We start from the raw sequence: 18,308 nt of genomic DNA on the forward strand, positions 1-18,308 counted from the left end.
AGGTGTTAAATTGGTAATATATTAAAATAAGTTCATAAATACTTGATAAGCAACACCTAGAGTTAATACGATAGCTAATAGTTTTGCTACCCAACTCGGTGCATTTAAATTTAGTAAAAGGGAATGACATATACTAAATGTAATGCCGAGTGTTAAAAGAATTGCGATAAGATATAAAACTAATAGGAAGAAAGGGTGCTCTATGGAGCCAAAGTTAATTTTGGATTGAGTCATGTAATGTGTACCTCGTTTTTGTTTATATATTAATATAATAATAAATAACGCAAAAAATTGGAAGAGTTATGTAATAAATACTATAAAAGTAAATTTGAAGTTATGGATGAGTAGAAAAAAATAATCTTTGAAAAGACGATAAAAAGCTATCATTCGTTTAAGTATCTTTACAGTGGTTTTTGATTAAAGTTTAAGTTCGATATACAAGAACGAGTGTTCTTGATATACTGAAAACTAAAAAAGGTGCGTCTACATGATTGATTTTAGTAATATAGTTGGAAAACTAGATGAAATAATTTACAAACCTAATAATCTATTCATTACTAACCAAAAAGAAGAAAAGCAAAATTCAGAATATGCAGGAGGGGTATTCCAGCTAAATAATAGAAGCGTCCGATTTAGGGTATCAAAAATTACGCCTAATAAGATTGGACAGTTTGTTTCTTTTTGGGAGAAGGATGCTTCCATGAAAAATCAGGCATTTTCTTATGATTTGGCTCCTAACCTTTTAGTTATCACTTGTATAGCGGATAATAAACTAGGACAATTTATTTTTCCAAAAGAGATTCTTCTAAAAGAAAAAATATTAAAAACTCAAAATCAAAAAGGGAAAATGGCTATGAGAGTTTACCCTATTTGGGATAAACCTGTTAGTAATCAAGCTAAGAAGAGTCAACTATGGCAACTTCATTATTTTGTCGATTTAAGTGATGCTGAAAATGTAGCTACAGATAAATTATTAAACTTATATTTATAGCGAGTAATAAGAAAATGATTTTTTGAAATACCCAATGTTTGTAGGGGTGGATCTTCGGAAATGTGAACAGGGTAATGGTAAGTAAAGAATAAAAAAAGAGCATACAAATAAAGTATGCTCAAAAAAAGATAGGTTTTATGAGTGGAGAATCTCCATAAGATAATATATGCTCATTTCATTAATATGTGTAAAATATCAACAAAATATCAACAGAATATCAATAAATGAGTTATTTTAGTTTTTTAATGAAGTCATGTTTTTGTGAAATGAAAAAAGAGCCGTTTCTTTAGAAAGATTCGGCTCTTTCTATTTTTTTATTATCGTACTGTTCGAAATAAAAAATCATGAAATTATATGATTAACAATTTGATAATGATCGGACTTCAGTTATATATTTCTTGAAGTCTGGATACTGAGATATAGGCTGGCAGTTAGGGGTTAGTAGTTGATTAATTAAAGATACGTTCGTAATCACTTCGTTACAAGGACCGTAGAATGTAACTTTTAGCTTTGAATTCGGAGGAACTTTGAATACGATAGGGATTTTTTTCATTAAATCAACTCCTTATATAATAGGGGGTATATGTTTATTTCTTTTAAATTAGGAAGACATATTAATATAATATGTAATTTTATTGTATTTGATTATTATATATACGGTATTAGTAGATGGAGTTTTATTTCACCATATCATTTGAAAGTAAGGTGAGGAAATTTAGCATGCTTTTTCTAAATTGTTTTATCGCTATGAAAAGTAAGGGGCATTTTCCTAAATCGGAAAAGTCTTTTCTAATACGTATCAAAATAGCGCTGTGAAAAAATATATATCATGTTAATAATAAGCTTAAAAAATACTAATCCGAGGGAATAAGCGGTAATTAACTTTTCTCTATATAATAAATTGTAAAAAGGCAGCTTTTTTTAGCTGCCTTTTTACAGGGAAATTGAAAAATCTTGGAGGTCATTCATGAGTATAAGCAAAAATTGCTTATATATAGTATGCACATTAATTATAGTTTTATCCCAATATTTAGTATGAAATAAACGCAAGTCTATCGTTTACAAATGCAAAAAAGAAGAACTTGTTTATTATGGATAAAAGAAATTTTTTTGAGAAATTATTTAGTTTTAAAAAATGATGAAAATATATTTATTTGTTTTATAGAAGCTTGCTATTAGGCGTATGGGTCTAGCAATAAAACAAGCTTTGAATAAGATGATAAAAAGGAGTTGATTAGTAATGGGTTATATTGTAGATATTTCGAAATGGAATGGAAATATTAATTGGGATATTGCAGCGGCGCAGCTAGATTTAGTTATTGCTAGAGTTCAAGATGGTTCGAATACGGTCGATTTTATGTATCAAGGTCATGTGAAAGAAATGAAGAAACGTAGTATCCCATTTGGGAATTATGCATTTTGCCGTTTTATATCTATTTCAGATGCAAAAAAAGAAGCGCAAGATTTTTGGAATCGTGGCGATAAAAACGCTAAATTTTGGGTGGCAGATGTAGAAGTTCAAACAATGGTAGATATGCAAGGCGGGACTCAAGCATTTATTGATGAATTACGCCGATTAGGTGCAAAAAAAATTGGTTTATATGTAGGGCATCACACGTATGTATCATTTGGAGCTCGCAATATTGATGCTGATTTTATTTGGATTCCTCGTTATGGAGGGAATAAACCAGCATATCCTTGTGATATTTGGCAATATACTGATTCAGGAAATGTTCCTGGTATTGGAAAATGTGATTTGAATCAATTAATTGGGAATAAAAATCTTTCTTGGTTTATAGGTTCAAATCAAATAAATCAATCTAGTATTGGAGATAGTAAGCAACCAAATGGAATTGGTATTGCAGTTTCAAAATATGATGATGGATATGGCATTAATTTATATGAAAATCCTGTGAATCCGCAGTTTACAGGAAGACTTACGAAAAAAATCCCATATTTAATCTATAAAGGTTATTGGGGAGGTGGCGAAAAAGATATGATTTGTTTAGGTGGTGACCAACAGTGGGCTAAGTTAGAACATTTTAATGTACAATGGTTTTATGCATATTCAAAATACACACCTGGATATGAAATTAGAACGTACGATGGACCAAACGGGAATGATACAGGTGCGGTCGATGGGAAGGTCCCTTATCGTATTTGGAATCATCAAGATGGATATATAGATATAGGTGGGAACAAATGGATCAAAGAAGAACATGTGCAGATTAAATGATGTTAAAAAGTCGGCTTTATGCCGGCTTTTTTATTTAATAAAGCTTGTCTCTGACATGAAGAGAAATACTTGCGGAAAACACATTAATTTCACAATAGCGCTGTATAGTTCCTAATATACATTTATCAAAGTGAGGTATTTGAATTGAAAAAGAAAAAGCTATTTATGGGAACTATTATTACATGTGTGGCGCTAACATTGTCTGCGTGTGGTTCCTCAGAAAATGTTGCAACATCAAAAGTAGGAAACGTGACAGAGAAAGAGTTTAGTAAAGAATTAAGGCAAACATATGGAAAAAGTACTTTATCTCAAATGATGTTAAATAAGGCATTGCTAGATAAATATGAAGTTTCAGATGAAGAAGCTCAAAAACAAGTAGACGCAGCGAAGGAACAAATGGGTGACAAGTTTAAAGTGGCTTTAGAGCAAGTAGGATTAAAAAATGAAGATGAATTAAAAGAGAAAATGAAGCCAGAAATTGCACTTGAGAAAGCGATTAGAGCGACTGTCACAGATAAAGATGTGAAAGATAACCATAAACCAGAAATGAAGGTAAGTCACATTTTAGTGAAAGATGAAAAAACTGCGAAAGAAGTAAAAGAGAAAATAAATAATGGTGAAGATTTTACTGCTTTAGCGAAACAATATTCGGAAGATACTGGTTCAAAGGAACAGGGCGGAGAAATAGCTGGTTTTGCTCCTGGTCAAACTGTGAAAGAATTTGAGGAAGCTGCGTATAAATTAGATGCAGGACAAGTAAGTGAGCCAATAAAAACATCTTTTGGTTATCATATTATAAAAGTGACGGATAAAAAAGAATTGAAACCATTTGATGAAGTGAAAGATTCGATTCGAAAAGATTTAGAACAACAAAGACTACAAGATGCGACAGGTAAATGGAAACAACAAGTAATCAATGATCTATTGAAAGAAGCGGATATTAAAGTAACAGATAATGAATTTAAAGATACATTTAAATTCTTAGATGAGAAGTAAAGTTTAGAAGAAAAACAGAGATTTAGCATAGTGCTATATTTCTGTTTTTTAATTTTCAATAGAAAAGGGAACTCATATAGAGTTCCCTTTTCTCGTTAGTGTGTGAGTTATAAATAGATAGTAAGACAATACAATATTACATTTAAATATTAAGAATTACAATAGAAAATTTTGGTGTAAATAAAAAGGAATAAGTAATTACTTCGCAAAATGTTGAAATGATAATGTTTTAGTTAATTAATTTTGTTAAATATAAACCAAATATATTTTTAATATTTTCTTAGAAATTGAATAGAGTACATAATTTAAAGAATGGTACATATCATATCTTTGAATTATTTAGTTGTTGGGTTTGTGATGAAGATCAGGAAAAAGTTTGGGAATTAAACTTGAAAATAAATCAATTTGATATAGCTGAAATTTATATTCCAGAAAGAACGTTAGTTAGGATAGAAAAGTAAAATTAAAAATATAATTAGTTCAATAAAAGCGACTTCACATTAGGTGGAGTCGCTTTTATTGTTGCTACACGTATTCCATGATGCGATAGGAAGTGCAAAGAAATATGATTAATAAAAGGGAGTAATCAATGAGTATGAATAAACTTCATAGATTAAAGTTTTGTTTGAAAAATTTACATGTTGCACTTCCGAAAGAACGTTCGTTCGTGTATAATTAGAACGAATGTTCTTTTTGGGTTGAGATTCCTACAAATTCATAAATAGTTTTGAATTGGAAAGCTACGCTACATATAAATAAGAGATGGATAAAGTGTATTTAGAAGTGAAATTTCTATTTTTATGAATGGATAGATATAGAAAATTGAGGAGTAAAGATAATGAATCATGTAAAGATACAGAAAAAAGGAAGAGAGTGGGTTCCATTTACAGTAATGTCGGAACAATTATTAAGTATAAGAAAAATTATTGGAGAGAAATTAAAAGTCCAAAGGCCGTTATTAACGAATGAAGTGAAAGAAAGTATTTCAGACAAATTATTAACTTCATTATTGTCTGAAGAAGAGATGTTAGTGACCTATTTTGAAGAAGGATACATACTTACAAGTTATATGACAGTGGTTCATATAAATCCAATTCAACAAATTGTAAAATGTACAGATGCATTTTATAAAACATATATATTTTCTGCAAGGGACATAATTGATGTAACTTAAAGGAAGTTGAATTTTGAAGTTTAGCTTCTTTAATTTATCCAGCTATTTGCGGGCAGTTAGATTCACGCTTCAAAATTCGGCTGTGAGTCAGGCTACCTGTAAAAGCCTAATTTTTTTGAAGAGGTGAAGAACTAAATGAAAAAGCAGCTAGATGCAAACTAGCTGCTTAGTCCCAGGGAAAGGGAGAAAAAGATTGGCACTCAAAAAATCGACGTTAGCTGTGTATCAGCCTGAGTATAGTATAGACAAATCTAAAAATGTTATACAAAAATGATTACAGACCTGGTTATGCCGTACCAACTTGGTTTTGATCTGCTAGATCAGAATCAAATGTATTAGTCGCGCTAACCCCACTAAAAGTGTTCACTACGAAACCAACGTTAGATGCGCCAGAGCCGTTATAAGCTTTCGTATTCTCTTTTGGAGAGACGTTGTAGAAATCACCTAAGTTGAAAGATCCGTTACTATTTTGTACAACTAAATTCCCTACAACTGAGGGCATAATTTTCACCTACTTTATAAGTAATTGTTTGCATTACTATATGAAGGTATAGTCTAATTGGTTCATTTGACAAATATTCCGGAATAGAAAAATGTTTGAAGCTTTGTTTAATCAATCGAGCAAAAAGTATGTTAAAATTAACGAAGAGTTGAATTTTAAAAAGAATGAATTTGAATAATTAATATATATGGAATTAAAGGAGGCAAAATGTAATGGATAATGTTATAAAAACAGTGGATTTAACAGATGCAGAATCAAGTAAACTTGTTGCTTTTATTTATAGTAATGATGTTACATTGATCGAAAAAGCATTTTGTCCTAATGAAATAAAATTAAAGTTTAATGAAATAGCAATTTTATCGGCAATTAAAACCGCATATATTACGAAAGTATCTATAAGGAAAGAACTTGAAGCGATTTTTCACGATACAGGCGTTTTACTAGTGAAGCAAAATGTTGAAAGGAACAGTATTCAATCTATAACAATGCATTTTGAGCAATTTAAAAAGTTGCAAAATGAGATTGAGAATTTAAATAAAAGTATGTTATAAGACTAGGTGGAAATTCTTTGATAGAGGTGGGCTCTGTTAAGTTGAAAAAGTGGATTGAAAAGTATTTGGATAAATCGAACCGTAAACATAAATATACTTTCATTAAGGTGTAGCCTATATTTATCGATGTGAGAAATGTAGGAAAGAGAAGATACAATTTAAAAATAATAAAGATATAAACAAAAAGAGTAACTATGATGGTTACTCTTTTTGTTTGTAATATGTAATATCAAAAATACTTCTAAAGTATGAAATGCATTGATACTTAAGTGAGAAGTTGAATAAGAATAAAAAGAGTAATATTAATTGAAAGGAGGAGATGAAGTTGGAGCGAAACGACATTGGGAAACTCGTAATTATTACTGGAGTAACGCAAGGGTTAGGACGTGCAATGGTTGATAGGTTTCATGAATTGGGATGGAACATAGCAGGGTGTGGACGCTCAAAAAATAAAATTGAAGAGCTTAATAAATATTACGGTGCTTCACATGATTTTCAAATAATTGATGTCTCAAATCATCACCAAGTTAGTGAATGGGCAAGTCGTATTCTTAATAGGTATAGAGCTCCCGATATGTTAATAAATAATGCATCGATTGTTAATCAAAATGCACCGCTATGGAAAGTTACCGCTCAAGAATTTGAAAGTGTAATGAGTGTGAATGTGAACGGGGTAGTAAATGTTATTAGGGCGTTCGTCCCGGCGATGATAGCTAGGAAAGAAGGAATTATTATTAATATGAGCTCTAGTTGGGGAAGAGAAGGCGAGGCTGAACTTGCGCCATATTGTGCTTCGAAGTTTGCTATTGAAGGTATCACGCAGTCTATGGCAATGGAACTTCCAAATGGCATGGCCGTAGTTGCTTTAGATCCAGGTGGAAGTATTAGCACTCCAATGCTTCACTTATGTGCACCTCAATATGTAAAAGAATCTCCTACACCTGAAATGTGGTCACATAAAGCAATTCATTATATATTAAATATATCAATAGATAAAAACGGAGATTCATTGACATGTCCGGCATGCATGTAATGTTCAGATAAGTATTAAATGTTATATTCACAGTTTTGAAGGACAAGCATATGTTGTAATATGTAGGAAGCATTTGCAAATTATACATTCATCGAGAAACTCCTTGTCAAAAAGAGCGCCTGAAAGGTGCTCTTTTGTATTATTAGTACATTATGCGATGCACAAAATTACATATGAAAAATAAAATAATGAATTAAAGGTGATATTTGTTTATTTCGAATGTACTAGAAAATTTTAATATAGGTGATGGGAAATGAACCTACGCGATTTAGAATTGACAGGGGCATGGTTTCAAGTAGGAGGAAATCTTATAGCAGCTATTGGAATAACTAGAGGGTTTGCAGGAGAAGAAAAGATTGAGTCGGATCTTGTTATTGTAGGGAGTTCATTACAAGCCCTCGGATATATATTACAAATTATAGCAACTATTGATGCGAAAGATGAAGATAAATGTGAGGAGCAAGATGTAACTATAGATAATAAAAATAAAGCGCTAGCGAAGACGGGGATTGAATTGTTAGCTTTAGGTAATATTTCTAATGTAATAGGAACGTATTTTAATCTAAATGAACAAATGAAAGAAAATGATTTTCTTATAATTACTGGAAATAGTTTGCAATCAATTGGAGCTTTTTTAGGAGTAGAAGTAGCATTGAATGAGATAAATGGAATACAGTGGATTATTGTATTAGGGAATTCAATGCAAAGTTTAGGTGCAGGATTACAAGCATATGAAGGTATTCACAATATATCAAAAGAAGAAAAGGGAAATGAAGACAGTAATATAGATAAAGAAAATCAACGTATAATAGGGCTAATAGGTATTTGGATACAAGCAATAGGTACTGTAATTTCAGCAATTGGATTAACCGAAATAGTAGAGGAACAAAGATTGGAATCTAAGAAAAAGCAATGAAATACTCTTTTAAATGAAGTTTGGAGTATTTCAATTTTAGAAATAGGACAAGATTGATGTGATAATTCTTTTTGTAGGCTTTTTCATATAGGCGTAGAATATACATATAAACGAACAGGTGAAAATAGCTTGTTAACGTTAGTGAGAGGCTCCTTATTTAGTCATACTATTATATATGATTTTTGTAATGATGAGTTCTTATATACGCTTTTAGAAATAACATGATTTCATAGGTTTGATAGTGTAGGAGATGGATGGGTAAGAATTGAAAAATAAACATTAAGGAGTTTTTCAGACATGATGTACTTATTAGCAATTCTACTTCCGCCGGTAGCTGTTTTGTTTTGCGGAAAGCCGTTTCAAGCGATTATTAATTTTATTTTAACCTTAATTTTTTGGGTTCCAGGAGCGATACACGCAGTTCTTGTCGTACATGATAAAAAAGCCGACAGGCGACTTAAAAGACAAGTTCAAGCGTACGATGAAATTAATAAAAGAAATAGAAGGTAAATTGCGATTGGCATACAAAAAAAGAAAGGGGATTTGATTCGCCTTTCTTTTTTGTATGCCAATCAAGTTTAAATTTTAGTGTAGCGGTAAGAATTTTTAATATAAGTATTATGATAATAACTTTTAGAGTGTGCGTTTAATAAACCAGTGTAGATGCTTTCTGGTACGTTAAAGAAATCATACATACTATTTTTTAGTTGGATTCTTAAAATCATTGAAAAAGGGTTATAGCCAACAGCAACTATATTTCTTGATATAACGGGAGATAATTTCATCATTACGCAACTCCTTACTTTTCATTTAAGATGTTTTCTTGTAGGTAAGGGGATTGTGGGATTGAAATCCTTATAATTAAAGGGATATTATACTTATATGTAAGATATTAAATGTTCGTTATACGTAATTATAAGGAAGTTCACACGAAGTACATATCGTTGTGCTATTTTTATTTCACCTTTGATTTATAAATAAGAAAATATTGACCATTTGAAAAAAAGGTATATTATTTATACGAGGTATTAAAATTCACTTCTTACATTCTATGCTTTAAGGGGCAGTATTATTAGAAAAAATAGAGGTGAATATAGTTTGTATAAGAAGTATTCCAAAATTTATAATCTGTGAATTGGGAAAATATTGAATGCTCCAGGTCAATATACTTTCTTGACTAAATGTATTTGTGAAAGTGACCTCAATATTTTTAAGTAAATCAACGGGAGAATTGAAAGGCAGGAGAAAGTAGCATGTCAGAAAATTATCGTTCTCGAGAGGAGCGACGACAAGTTCAAAAGAAAAAACAGCCAGCTTCTAAAAACACAAAACCAAAAGGTAAAACATCGTTTTTCCGTAAATTTTTAATCAGTTGTTTACTAATTGGTATTATAGGTTTAGTGGCAGGGGTTGCTACCTTTTTCGTAATGATTAAGGACGCACCAAAACTTGAGAAAGCAAAACTTGTTAATCCGTTATCCTCAAAAATTTATGATAAAGACGGCAATTTGGTATATGAATATGGGAAAGAAAAAAGGACGAATGTTACGTATGATCAAATCCCTAAATTAGTAGAAGAAGCATTTTTAGCGACAGAAGATGCACGTTTTTATGAGCATAGCGGGGTAGACTTCAAAGGTACTGCACGTGCAGTTTTAGTTAGTCTTAAAGGCGATTATGGCTCTCAAGGTGGTAGTACGATAACGCAGCAAGTTATTAAGAACTACTTCTTATCGATGGAAAAAACGTCAAAGCGTAAGGTTCAGGAAATTTATTTAGCATATAAGCTAGAACAACAGTATTCAAAACATGAAATATTAGAGATGTATTTAAATAAAATTAATTTAGGTAACCGTTCATATGGAATCGCAACAGCAGCACAAAACTACTATGGTAAAGAATTAAAAGATTTGACATTACCAGAAGTCGCGATGCTTGCCGGTTTACCGAAAGCACCGAATAACTATGACCCAACGAAAAAAGAAAATGTTCAAAGGGCAACAGAAAGAAGAAATACTGTACTAGGATTAATGAATCGACATGGTTATATTACAAAGGCAGAAATGGAAGAAGCATCGAAAGTTGACGTAGAAAAGGGACTTAAGACTGCAACTGAACTACAAGCGATGCCACATACTGCATTTATGGATGCAGTTGTGAAAGAAGTAGAAAAAGAAATACCAGATGTTAATATTGGATCTGACGGTTTAGAAATTTATACAACTTTGGATCCAAAAGCGCAAGATTTTGCTGATCAGCTTTTAAATGCAAATATTATTAATTATCCAAACGATAGCTTCCAAGGCGCATTTACATTTATGGACACGAAAACAGGAGAAGTTCGTGCTATAGGTAGCGGACGTGGTGAAAATAAAGCGGTATTTAAAGGGCATAATATGGCAATTGAATTAGATCGTGCAGCTGGTTCAACAATGAAGCCAATCTTTGATTACGCTCCTGCTATTGAATACTTAAAATGGGCTACTTATCATCAAATTGATGATTCTCCATTTAAATATTCAACTGGACAAGAAGTTCGAAATGCAGACAGAAGTCATTTAGGTTCAATTACTATGCGTGAAGCATTAAAGATGTCACGTAATGTTCCAGCAGTTAAAACTGCAAAAGAAGTAGGAATTAGTAAGTCGAAGGAATTCTCTGAAAAATTAGGTATTACATTTAATACAGCACCGACAGAATCTACAGCGATTGGTACAAACGAAGTATCACCAACTGAAATAGCGGGTGCTTATGCGGCATTTGGTAATGATGGTAAGTATACGAAGCCGCATTTTGTTAAGAAAGTAGTTTATCCAGATGGCAAGTCACAAAGTTTTGGACAAAAACCAAAACCAGTTATGGCGGATTCTACAGCATATATGATTACTGATATGCTTCGTTCTGTAGTTACATCAGGTACTGGTACATCGGCAAATGTGGCTTCTTTAGATGTAGCTGGTAAAACAGGTACAACAAACTATTCTTCAAAACAAATAGCGCAATATAAACTACCAGAAAGTGCAACTCGTGATAGTTGGTTTGCAGGATATACACCGCAATATACGATGGCGGTATGGACTGGATATATGAAAGATGGTAAAGACGAGTATATTAGTAGTAAAAATACGAAAATTGCACAGTTGATTTTTAAAGAAATGATGAGCAAGATGGCTACAGATAAATCACGCTTTAAAATGCCAAGTAGTGTTATTCAAGAAGGTAGTGAGTTACGTATAAAAGGTGAAAAACGTGATACATCTCCAAATACGAGCGTACCGGATACAACTGAAAAACCAACACAGAATCAGCAGCAAAAAACTGAAGAAGAGAAAAAACAAGAGGAATTAAAGAAACAGGAAGAACTTAAGAAACAAGAAGAGCAAAAGAAACAAGATGAACTTAAGAAGCAGGAAGAGCAAAAGAAGCAAGATGAACAGAATAAGCAAAATGAACAAAATAATGGAAATGGTCAAGGAACTCCAAATCCACCGAACAATGGAAATGGTCAAGGAACTCCAAACCCACCAACTAATGGAGGTGGCCAAGGAACTCCAAATCCACCAAACAACGGTGGTGGCCAAGGAACTCCAAATCCACCAAACAACGGTGGTGGCCAAGGGACTCCAAACCCACCAACTAATGGAGGTGGCCAAGGAACTCCAAATCCACCAACCAATGGTGGTGGCCAAGAGACTCCAACGCAACCAACTACAGGCGGGAACACTGGAGAGACTCCTTCCAATAATGGACAATAAATAATGTATTTGAAAAACACTTAAGGAACCGCAAAAAGCGGTTCCTTAAGTGTTTTTTTGTATTTAAAAAGGTTGTGATTGCTTACAAATATTTTTAAATATTAAAAGTACCATAAAAATTTTGAAAATAAATTGATGGAAAATGGTAAAAGATTTGAGTTGAAGGTAAAGGAATATAACTGGGGTTATAAAAGGTGGTACTACTTGGATGTGTGCCATGATGCCAAAATGAGGGGGTGACTTGACCAGGAAGTTGATATTGTTGCCAAGTTGCGGGAAGTTCAATACCAGCATCGGAACTTGCTGTATGGACGGTGGGAACGTGTACTGATGGAACGGATGGAACCGCAGTAGTTATTCTTGGTGATACCCACATGAAAACGATCACTCCTAAGTTTCAATGATAAAGTAGTATATTCTTTTAATGCTTATAAAGGTACATATAGATAGGACTTTCGCTTAAAACATAGGTATAAAGTCGTAAGACCAACTTAAATTGAGGGTAGACCATTTATTATGAAAAGATAAGTCTATTAGCGGAGGGCAAGGGAACATGAAAAATATACAATTGATGTGTTGATTGCAATATTTTACGTGTTTATGGAGGAATTTTAATGGAACGATTATGGACGAAATCATTTATTCAAATGACTATCGCGATGTTATTTTTATTTACAGGGTTTTATTTACTTGTTCCAACGCTCCCGCTCTTTATTAAAGAGATAGGTGGAAATGAATCACAAGTTGGACTGATGATGGGAATGTTTACAATAGCGGCAGTAATGATACGGCCAATTATTGGAGGTATGTTAGATAAATATGGTAGGAAATCTTTTATCATTTGGGGACTTATCTTTTTTGGACTAACAATGTTTTCTTATAATTTAGCAACAACTATTATATTCTTAGCAGTTTTACGCGTTATTCATGGTGTGACATGGGCCGTTTCTACAACAGCTGTTGGGACAGCTATAACTGATATTATACCAGATTCACGCCGCGGAGAAGGAATGGGCTGGTATGGGATGGCGATGACAATTGCGATGGCAATCGGCCCGATGATTGGATTATGGGTTGTACAAAATTATTCATTTCATGGTCTATTCCTTTTAGCTACGATTTTATCCTTTATGGCAGTCGTATTATCATTAATAACGAAAATGCCATTCGCGCCACAAAAAGAAAAAGGGAAAATTCAGCTGTTTGAAAAATCCGTTTTATCAATAACGATTGTTGTTTTCTTTTTATCATTTGCATATGGAGGAATTACAACGTTTTTACCGTTATTTGCATCATCAATTGATGTGAATCCTGGGACATTCTTTCTTGTATATGCAATTGCCTTAACAATTGTAAGGCCGATTTCAGGTAAATTATTAGATAAATATGGAGAAGTATTTATCATACTCCCGGCACTATGTATTACCATTTTAGCTATAGTTGTATTAACTATTTCAAATAGTTTAATAGGAGTAATTATTGCAGCGGCATTATACGGTGTTGGATTCGGTTCAGCACAGCCCGCTTTGCAAGCAGCGATGCTTACAATTGTTGCTCCGAGTAAAAGAGGAGTTGCTAACGCTTCATTCTTTACTGCATTTGATTTAGGTATTGGATTAGGTGCGATTTTACTTGGGTTTGTTTCACAAATATTTGGTTACCGTATTTTATTCGCAGGTAGTGCAATTTCAGGATTAATAGCTTTAATTATATTTGTCACTTTTGTAAAGCAACGATTAGGCAAAAAAGATTTTGCGTAAACTGGAGGAACAAAGATGAAAATTTCAGTTGATGATGAAGCGCTACAATGGTTTAAGGAAGAATTACGTATAAAACATGATGAATCTGTTCGATTTAACGTAAGGTATGGTGGGAATAGCTCAACTCAGCCCGGATATTCTTTAGGAATTGTTTCTGAGAAACCAGTTGGGGAAATAGTGTCAGTTGAAAAAGAAGGTATTCTATTTTTTGTGGATTTTGATGATCTTGGGTACTTTCAAAACTATGATTTAGTTGTAAGCTATCGTAAAGAAACGGAAGAAATTCAATTTAATTATGTAAAATAATAACTTTATTAAAAATAAATAAATTTTATATAAGAATTATATTAAGGGGAATATGAAATAAATATTATAAAAAACGAGCTGTGCATGAGGGCAGCTCGTTTTTTATATATTTGTTAAAAAAAAGGAGATTAAAGGTATATTTAGTGGGATTATATGGAATATCTTTATATTTCGCTTTAGAAAATCGAAAAAGGATGTCTGTCCTTTTTTTATAAAATATGAAAGTTATTTTTGAAAAATTGTATTATTACATCGATAAAAGTATAGGAAACTTATCGTTATAAAATAAATTGAAATCTTCTAAAAACTCTGATACATTGAAATAGAAATGTAGTTACACAGTATTGTAAAGGCTTACAGTTATGTGCACGAAGATCTATTAGGATTGGAGGAAATAATGATGAAAGCTGAAGAAAAATTTTCCCCGGGATTAGATGGTGTAGTAGCAGCGGAGACGAAAATTTCGTTTCTTGACACAGTAAAAGGTGAAATTGTAATTCAAGGGTATGATTTAATCGAACTCTCAAAAACAAAAGAGTATTTAGACATTGTGCACCTTTTATTAGAAGAACATCTACCGAATGAGGATGAAAAAGCAACAATCGAAAAGAAATTAAAAGAAGAATATGCGGTGCCAGAAGGTGTATTCAATGTGTTAAAGGCATTACCTAAAGAAACGCATCCTATGGATGGATTACGTACAGGTGTGTCTGCATTAGCTGGTTACGATAGTGATATCGAAAACCGCTCGTTAGAAGTAAATAAAAGCCGAGGGTACAAGCTATTAAGTAAAGTACCGAACATTGTAGCGAATAGTTATCATATTTTAAATAATGAGGAGCCAATTCAGCCTCTTCAAGAATTGTCATATAGTGCGAATTTCTTCTATATGTTAACTGGTAAAAAACCGACTGAACTTGAGGAGAAGATTTTTGATCGTTCCCTTGTTTTATATAGTGAACATGAAATGCCAAACTCTACATTTACAGCGCGCGTTATTGCATCGACACAATCAGATTTATACGGTGCTTTAACAGGAGCAGTTGCATCTTTAAAAGGAAGCTTACACGGCGGTGCGAATGAAGCGGTTATGTACATGCTTTTAGAAGCTGGCAATGTTGAGAAATTTGAAGAGTTATTACAGAAGAAACTTTACAACAAAGAAAAAATTATGGGCTTTGGACATCGCGTATACATGAAAAAGATAGATCCAAGAGCACTGATGATGAAGGAAGCTTTAAAACAGCTTTGTGATGTAAAAGGTGATTATACACTATATGAAATGTGTGAAGCTGGAGAGAAAATTATGGAGAAAGAAAAAGGCATTTATCCAAATCTTGATTACTATGCTGCGCCAGTATATTGGATGCTTGGTATTCCAATTCAACTATACACGCCAATCTTCTTTAGCTCTAGAACAGTAGGATTATGTGCACACGTAATTGAGCAACATGCGAACAATCGCTTGTTCCGTCCACGTGTAAATTATATTGGCGAGCGACATGTATTTAGTAAATAAAAACAACTGGGGAGTTGTTAGCGCCGCCCGCCAGATGGGTGTTTGACCGACACCCATCATTAATAATAACGAATTTTCGACAGAAAGGGAAGATTAGTATGATTAAAACAAATGAAATTAAGCAAAAAGATGCATTATTAGAAGAGATTACGGATTATGTATTAAATAAAGAGGTTACTAGTGCAGAAGCATTCAGTACAGCTCGTTACGTATTACTTGATACACTTGGATGTGGAATTTTAGCACTACAATATCCAGAGTGTACGAAATTACTAGGACCAGTTGTGCCAGGAACAATCGTGCCAAACGGTACACGTGTACCAGGTACGTCTTATGTACTAGATCCAGTAAAAGGTGCATTTAATATCGGATGTATGATCCGTTGGTTAGACTATAACGATACTTGGCTTGCAGCAGAGTGGGGACATCCATCTGATAACTTAGGCGGAATTTTAGCTGTTGCAGATTATATTAGCCGTGTTCGTATTTCAGAAGGAAAAGAACCATTAAAAGTACGTGAAGTATTAGAAATGATGATTAAAGCACATGAAATTCAAGGTGTACTTGCTTTAGAAAACAGCTTAAACCGCGTTGGACTTGACCATGTATTATACGTAAAAGTAGCAACAACTGCTGTAGTTGCGAAAATGCTTGGCGGAACACGTGAAGAAATCTTTAATGCATTATCACATGCGTGGATTGATAATTCTAGTCTTCGTACATATCGTCATGCTCCAAATACTGGATCACGTAAATCATGGGCAGCAGGTGATGCGACGAGTCGCGGTGTTCATCTTGCAATGACTGCTCTAAAAGGTGAAATGGGTTACCCAACAGCATTATCTGCGCCAGGCTGGGGATTCCAAGATGTATTATTCAATAAACAAGAATTAAAATTAGCAAGACCACTAGAGTCATATGTAATGGAAAATGTATTATTTAAAGTTTCATATCCAGCAGAATTCCATGCACAAACAGCTGCAGAATGTGCAGTGAAGTTGCATCCGGAAATTAAAGAAAGATTAGATGAAATTGATCGTATTACAATTACAACTCATGAATCAGCAATTCGTATTATCGATAAAGAAGGTCCATTAAATAACCCAGCTGATCGTGATCATTGCTTACAATATATTACGGCAATCGGTTTATTAAAAGGAGATATCGTTGCGGACGATTATGAGGATGTAGTAGCAAATGATTCACGTGTAGATGAATTACGTAATAAGATGGTTGTTGTTGAAAACAAGCAGTACAGTTTAGATTATCTTGACCCGAACAAGCGCTCAATCGCCAACGCTGTTCAAGTTCACTTTAAAGATGGTACTGTAACAGAAAATGTGGAATGTGAATACCCACTTGGTCACCGTTTCCGTAGAGACGAAGCGATTCCAAAAGTTGTTCAAAAATTCACTGCAAATATGGCAGGTCATTATTCTAGTAAGCAACAAGAACAAATTCATGAAGTTTGTTTAAATGAAGAAAAACTAGAAAATATGAATGTAAACGAATTTGTAGATCTATTCTTAATTTAATAATAGGGGGAATCTAGAATGGCTTGGGTTGTGAATAAACAGTCAACACAAGAAGAGCTTGCGAATTGCTTCCGATCTTTAGTAGAAGCAAATGAAATTTTGCAAATTCCAGGTGCTCATGATGCAATGGCAGCTCTTGTTGCGAAAAATACAGGTTTTTCAGCTCTTTATTTATCGGGAGCTGCTTATACTGCAAGTAAAGGACTACCAGATTTAGGTATCGTGACGTCTACTGAAGTAGCAGAGAGAGCAAGGGATCTAGTAAGAGCTACAGATTTACCAGTTCTTGTTGACATTGATACAGGATTTGGTGGCGTACTAAACGTAGCGAGAACAGCTGTAGAAATGGTAGAAGCGAAAGTAGCGGCTGTTCAAATTGAAGATCAACAATTACCAAAGAAATGCGGCCATTTAAATGGCAAGAAACTTGTTACTACAGAAGAATTAGTTCAAAAGATTAAAGCGATTAAAGAAGTTGCACCAAGCTTATATATTGTAGCACGCACAGATGCTCGCGGCGTTGAAGGATTAGATGCAGCGATTGAACGAGCGAATGCATATGTGAAAGCAGGGGCAGATGCAATTTTCCCAGAAGCGCTTCAATCAGAAGAGGAATTCCGTCTATTTAATAGCAAGGTAAATGCACCTTTATTAGCGAATATGACTGAATTCGGGAAAACACCATATTATAATGCAGAGGAATTTGCGAATATGGGCTTCCAGATGGTTATTTATCCTGTAACTTCACTTCGCGTTGCAGCGAAAGCGTATGAGAATGTATTTACTTTAATTAAGGAAACAGGTTCTCAAAAAGATGCACTTTCTAATATGCAAACGAGAAGTGAATTATATGAAACAATTTCATATCATGACTTTGAAGAGTTAGATACTGGAATTGCAAAAACAGTATTATCTGAAGATCAATAGGTAAAGCAACTAAGGCGATGAGAATACATCTTTGGCAAAACGAACTGCTTGGTGTGAAAACTCATCGCCTTCTGTTTTCAATAATAAGATATTCCACTCATCGTAGA

Annotated in this window: 18 protein-coding genes and 1 pseudogene; 14 read left to right on the forward strand and 5 right to left on the reverse strand. The window is 33.4% G+C overall.

Features of this window, described 5'->3' with window-relative positions:
• Positions 1–21: 21 nt before the first annotated feature.
• Entirely contained in the window at positions 22–234 is a 213-nt protein-coding gene (locus QUF93_RS13645) for a hypothetical protein (RefSeq protein ID WP_289375377.1), read from the reverse strand.
• A gap of 253 nt (positions 235–487) precedes the next feature.
• Between QUF93_RS13645 and QUF93_RS13650 the strand changes: the two genes are divergently transcribed.
• Positions 488–991: a MepB family protein gene (locus tag QUF93_RS13650; RefSeq protein WP_289375379.1), complete on the forward strand. Its 504-nt coding sequence runs from the start codon at positions 488–490 to the stop codon at positions 989–991.
• A 358-nt stretch (positions 992–1,349) separates the two neighbouring features.
• Here QUF93_RS13650 and QUF93_RS13655 read toward each other — a convergent pair whose 3' ends face one another.
• Complete coding sequence (locus tag QUF93_RS13655; RefSeq protein WP_289375381.1) at positions 1,350–1,544, reverse strand: hypothetical protein; 195 nt, start codon at positions 1,542–1,544, stop codon at positions 1,350–1,352.
• A 687-nt stretch (positions 1,545–2,231) separates the two neighbouring features.
• Between QUF93_RS13655 and QUF93_RS13660 the strand changes: the two are divergent.
• From QUF93_RS13660 to QUF93_RS13670, 3 genes and pseudogenes are all read left to right on the forward strand, one after another.
• Positions 2,232–3,081, forward strand: a pseudogene (locus QUF93_RS13660) (glycoside hydrolase family 25 protein); the annotation flags it as partial.
• Positions 3,082–3,371: 290 nt separating this feature from the next.
• Positions 3,372–4,223 carry a peptidylprolyl isomerase PrsA gene (locus QUF93_RS13665; protein ID WP_002119216.1) on the forward strand — a complete coding sequence of 284 codons (852 nt, stop codon included), beginning with the start codon at positions 3,372–3,374 and terminating at the stop codon, positions 4,221–4,223.
• An 838-nt stretch (positions 4,224–5,061) separates the two neighbouring features.
• A complete protein-coding gene (locus QUF93_RS13670; protein WP_088058750.1) occupies positions 5,062–5,397 on the forward strand; it encodes a YolD-like family protein in 336 nt (111 codons plus the stop codon).
• A gap of 286 nt (positions 5,398–5,683) precedes the next feature.
• Here QUF93_RS13670 and gerPF read toward each other — a convergent pair whose 3' ends face one another.
• Complete coding sequence (gerPF, locus tag QUF93_RS13675) at positions 5,684–5,899, reverse strand: spore germination protein GerPF (protein ID WP_001141569.1); 216 nt, start codon at positions 5,897–5,899, stop codon at positions 5,684–5,686.
• Between the two features lie 212 nt (positions 5,900–6,111).
• On the opposite strand from gerPF, the gene QUF93_RS13680 reads away from it, so the two are divergent.
• The 4 genes from QUF93_RS13680 (at position 6,112) to QUF93_RS13695 (ending at position 8,909) form a co-directional block, all read left to right on the forward strand.
• Positions 6,112–6,450 (forward strand): hypothetical protein, encoded by a 339-nt coding sequence (locus tag QUF93_RS13680; protein ID WP_002012726.1) that lies wholly within the window; start codon positions 6,112–6,114, stop codon positions 6,448–6,450.
• A gap of 325 nt (positions 6,451–6,775) precedes the next feature.
• Positions 6,776–7,483: an SDR family oxidoreductase gene (locus QUF93_RS13685; RefSeq protein ID WP_289375385.1), complete on the forward strand. Its 708-nt coding sequence runs from the start codon at positions 6,776–6,778 to the stop codon at positions 7,481–7,483.
• 253 nt (positions 7,484–7,736) lie between these two features.
• A complete protein-coding gene (locus tag QUF93_RS13690) occupies positions 7,737–8,399 on the forward strand; it encodes a DUF6944 family repetitive protein (protein ID WP_289375387.1) in 663 nt (220 codons plus the stop codon).
• Between the two features lie 297 nt (positions 8,400–8,696).
• Positions 8,697–8,909, forward strand: coding sequence for a YqaE/Pmp3 family membrane protein (locus tag QUF93_RS13695; RefSeq protein WP_002065263.1), 213 nt, complete (start codon positions 8,697–8,699; stop codon positions 8,907–8,909).
• Between the two features lie 68 nt (positions 8,910–8,977).
• On the opposite strand, the gene QUF93_RS13700 is transcribed toward QUF93_RS13695, so the two are convergent.
• Positions 8,978–9,187 carry a KTSC domain-containing protein gene (locus QUF93_RS13700; RefSeq protein WP_002119234.1) on the reverse strand — a complete coding sequence of 70 codons (210 nt, stop codon included), beginning with the start codon at positions 9,185–9,187 and terminating at the stop codon, positions 8,978–8,980.
• 465 nt (positions 9,188–9,652) lie between these two features.
• Between QUF93_RS13700 and QUF93_RS13705 the strand changes: the two genes are divergently transcribed.
• A complete protein-coding gene (locus tag QUF93_RS13705; RefSeq protein WP_289375388.1) occupies positions 9,653–12,154 on the forward strand; it encodes a PBP1A family penicillin-binding protein in 2,502 nt (833 codons plus the stop codon).
• 94 nt (positions 12,155–12,248) lie between these two features.
• On the opposite strand, the gene QUF93_RS13710 is transcribed toward QUF93_RS13705, so the two are convergent.
• Positions 12,249–12,530 (reverse strand): hypothetical protein, encoded by a 282-nt coding sequence (locus tag QUF93_RS13710; RefSeq protein WP_002119241.1) that lies wholly within the window; start codon positions 12,528–12,530, stop codon positions 12,249–12,251.
• Positions 12,531–12,768: 238 nt separating this feature from the next.
• On the opposite strand from QUF93_RS13710, the gene QUF93_RS13715 reads away from it, so the two are divergent.
• The 5 genes from QUF93_RS13715 (at position 12,769) to prpB (ending at position 18,201) form a co-directional block, all read left to right on the forward strand.
• Positions 12,769–13,914, forward strand: a complete 1,146-nt coding sequence (locus QUF93_RS13715; RefSeq protein WP_289359108.1) for an MFS transporter — start codon at positions 12,769–12,771, stop codon at positions 13,912–13,914.
• 15 nt (positions 13,915–13,929) lie between these two features.
• Positions 13,930–14,220 carry a HesB/YadR/YfhF family protein gene (locus tag QUF93_RS13720; RefSeq protein WP_289375390.1) on the forward strand — a complete coding sequence of 97 codons (291 nt, stop codon included), beginning with the start codon at positions 13,930–13,932 and terminating at the stop codon, positions 14,218–14,220.
• A 397-nt stretch (positions 14,221–14,617) separates the two neighbouring features.
• Positions 14,618–15,739, forward strand: a complete 1,122-nt coding sequence (gene mmgD / locus QUF93_RS13725; protein ID WP_289359109.1) for a citrate synthase — start codon at positions 14,618–14,620, stop codon at positions 15,737–15,739.
• A gap of 98 nt (positions 15,740–15,837) precedes the next feature.
• Positions 15,838–17,274 (forward strand): 2-methylcitrate dehydratase, encoded by a 1,437-nt coding sequence (prpD, locus tag QUF93_RS13730; RefSeq protein ID WP_002119248.1) that lies wholly within the window; start codon positions 15,838–15,840, stop codon positions 17,272–17,274.
• A gap of 18 nt (positions 17,275–17,292) precedes the next feature.
• Positions 17,293–18,201, forward strand: a complete 909-nt coding sequence (gene prpB, locus QUF93_RS13735) for a methylisocitrate lyase (RefSeq protein ID WP_289375392.1) — start codon at positions 17,293–17,295, stop codon at positions 18,199–18,201.
• The last annotated feature ends 107 nt before the right edge of the window (positions 18,202–18,308 follow it).

The sequence above is a fragment of the Bacillus hominis genome (assembly GCF_030348325.1).
Taxonomy (GTDB): domain Bacteria; phylum Bacillota; class Bacilli; order Bacillales; family Bacillaceae_G; genus Bacillus_A; species Bacillus_A hominis.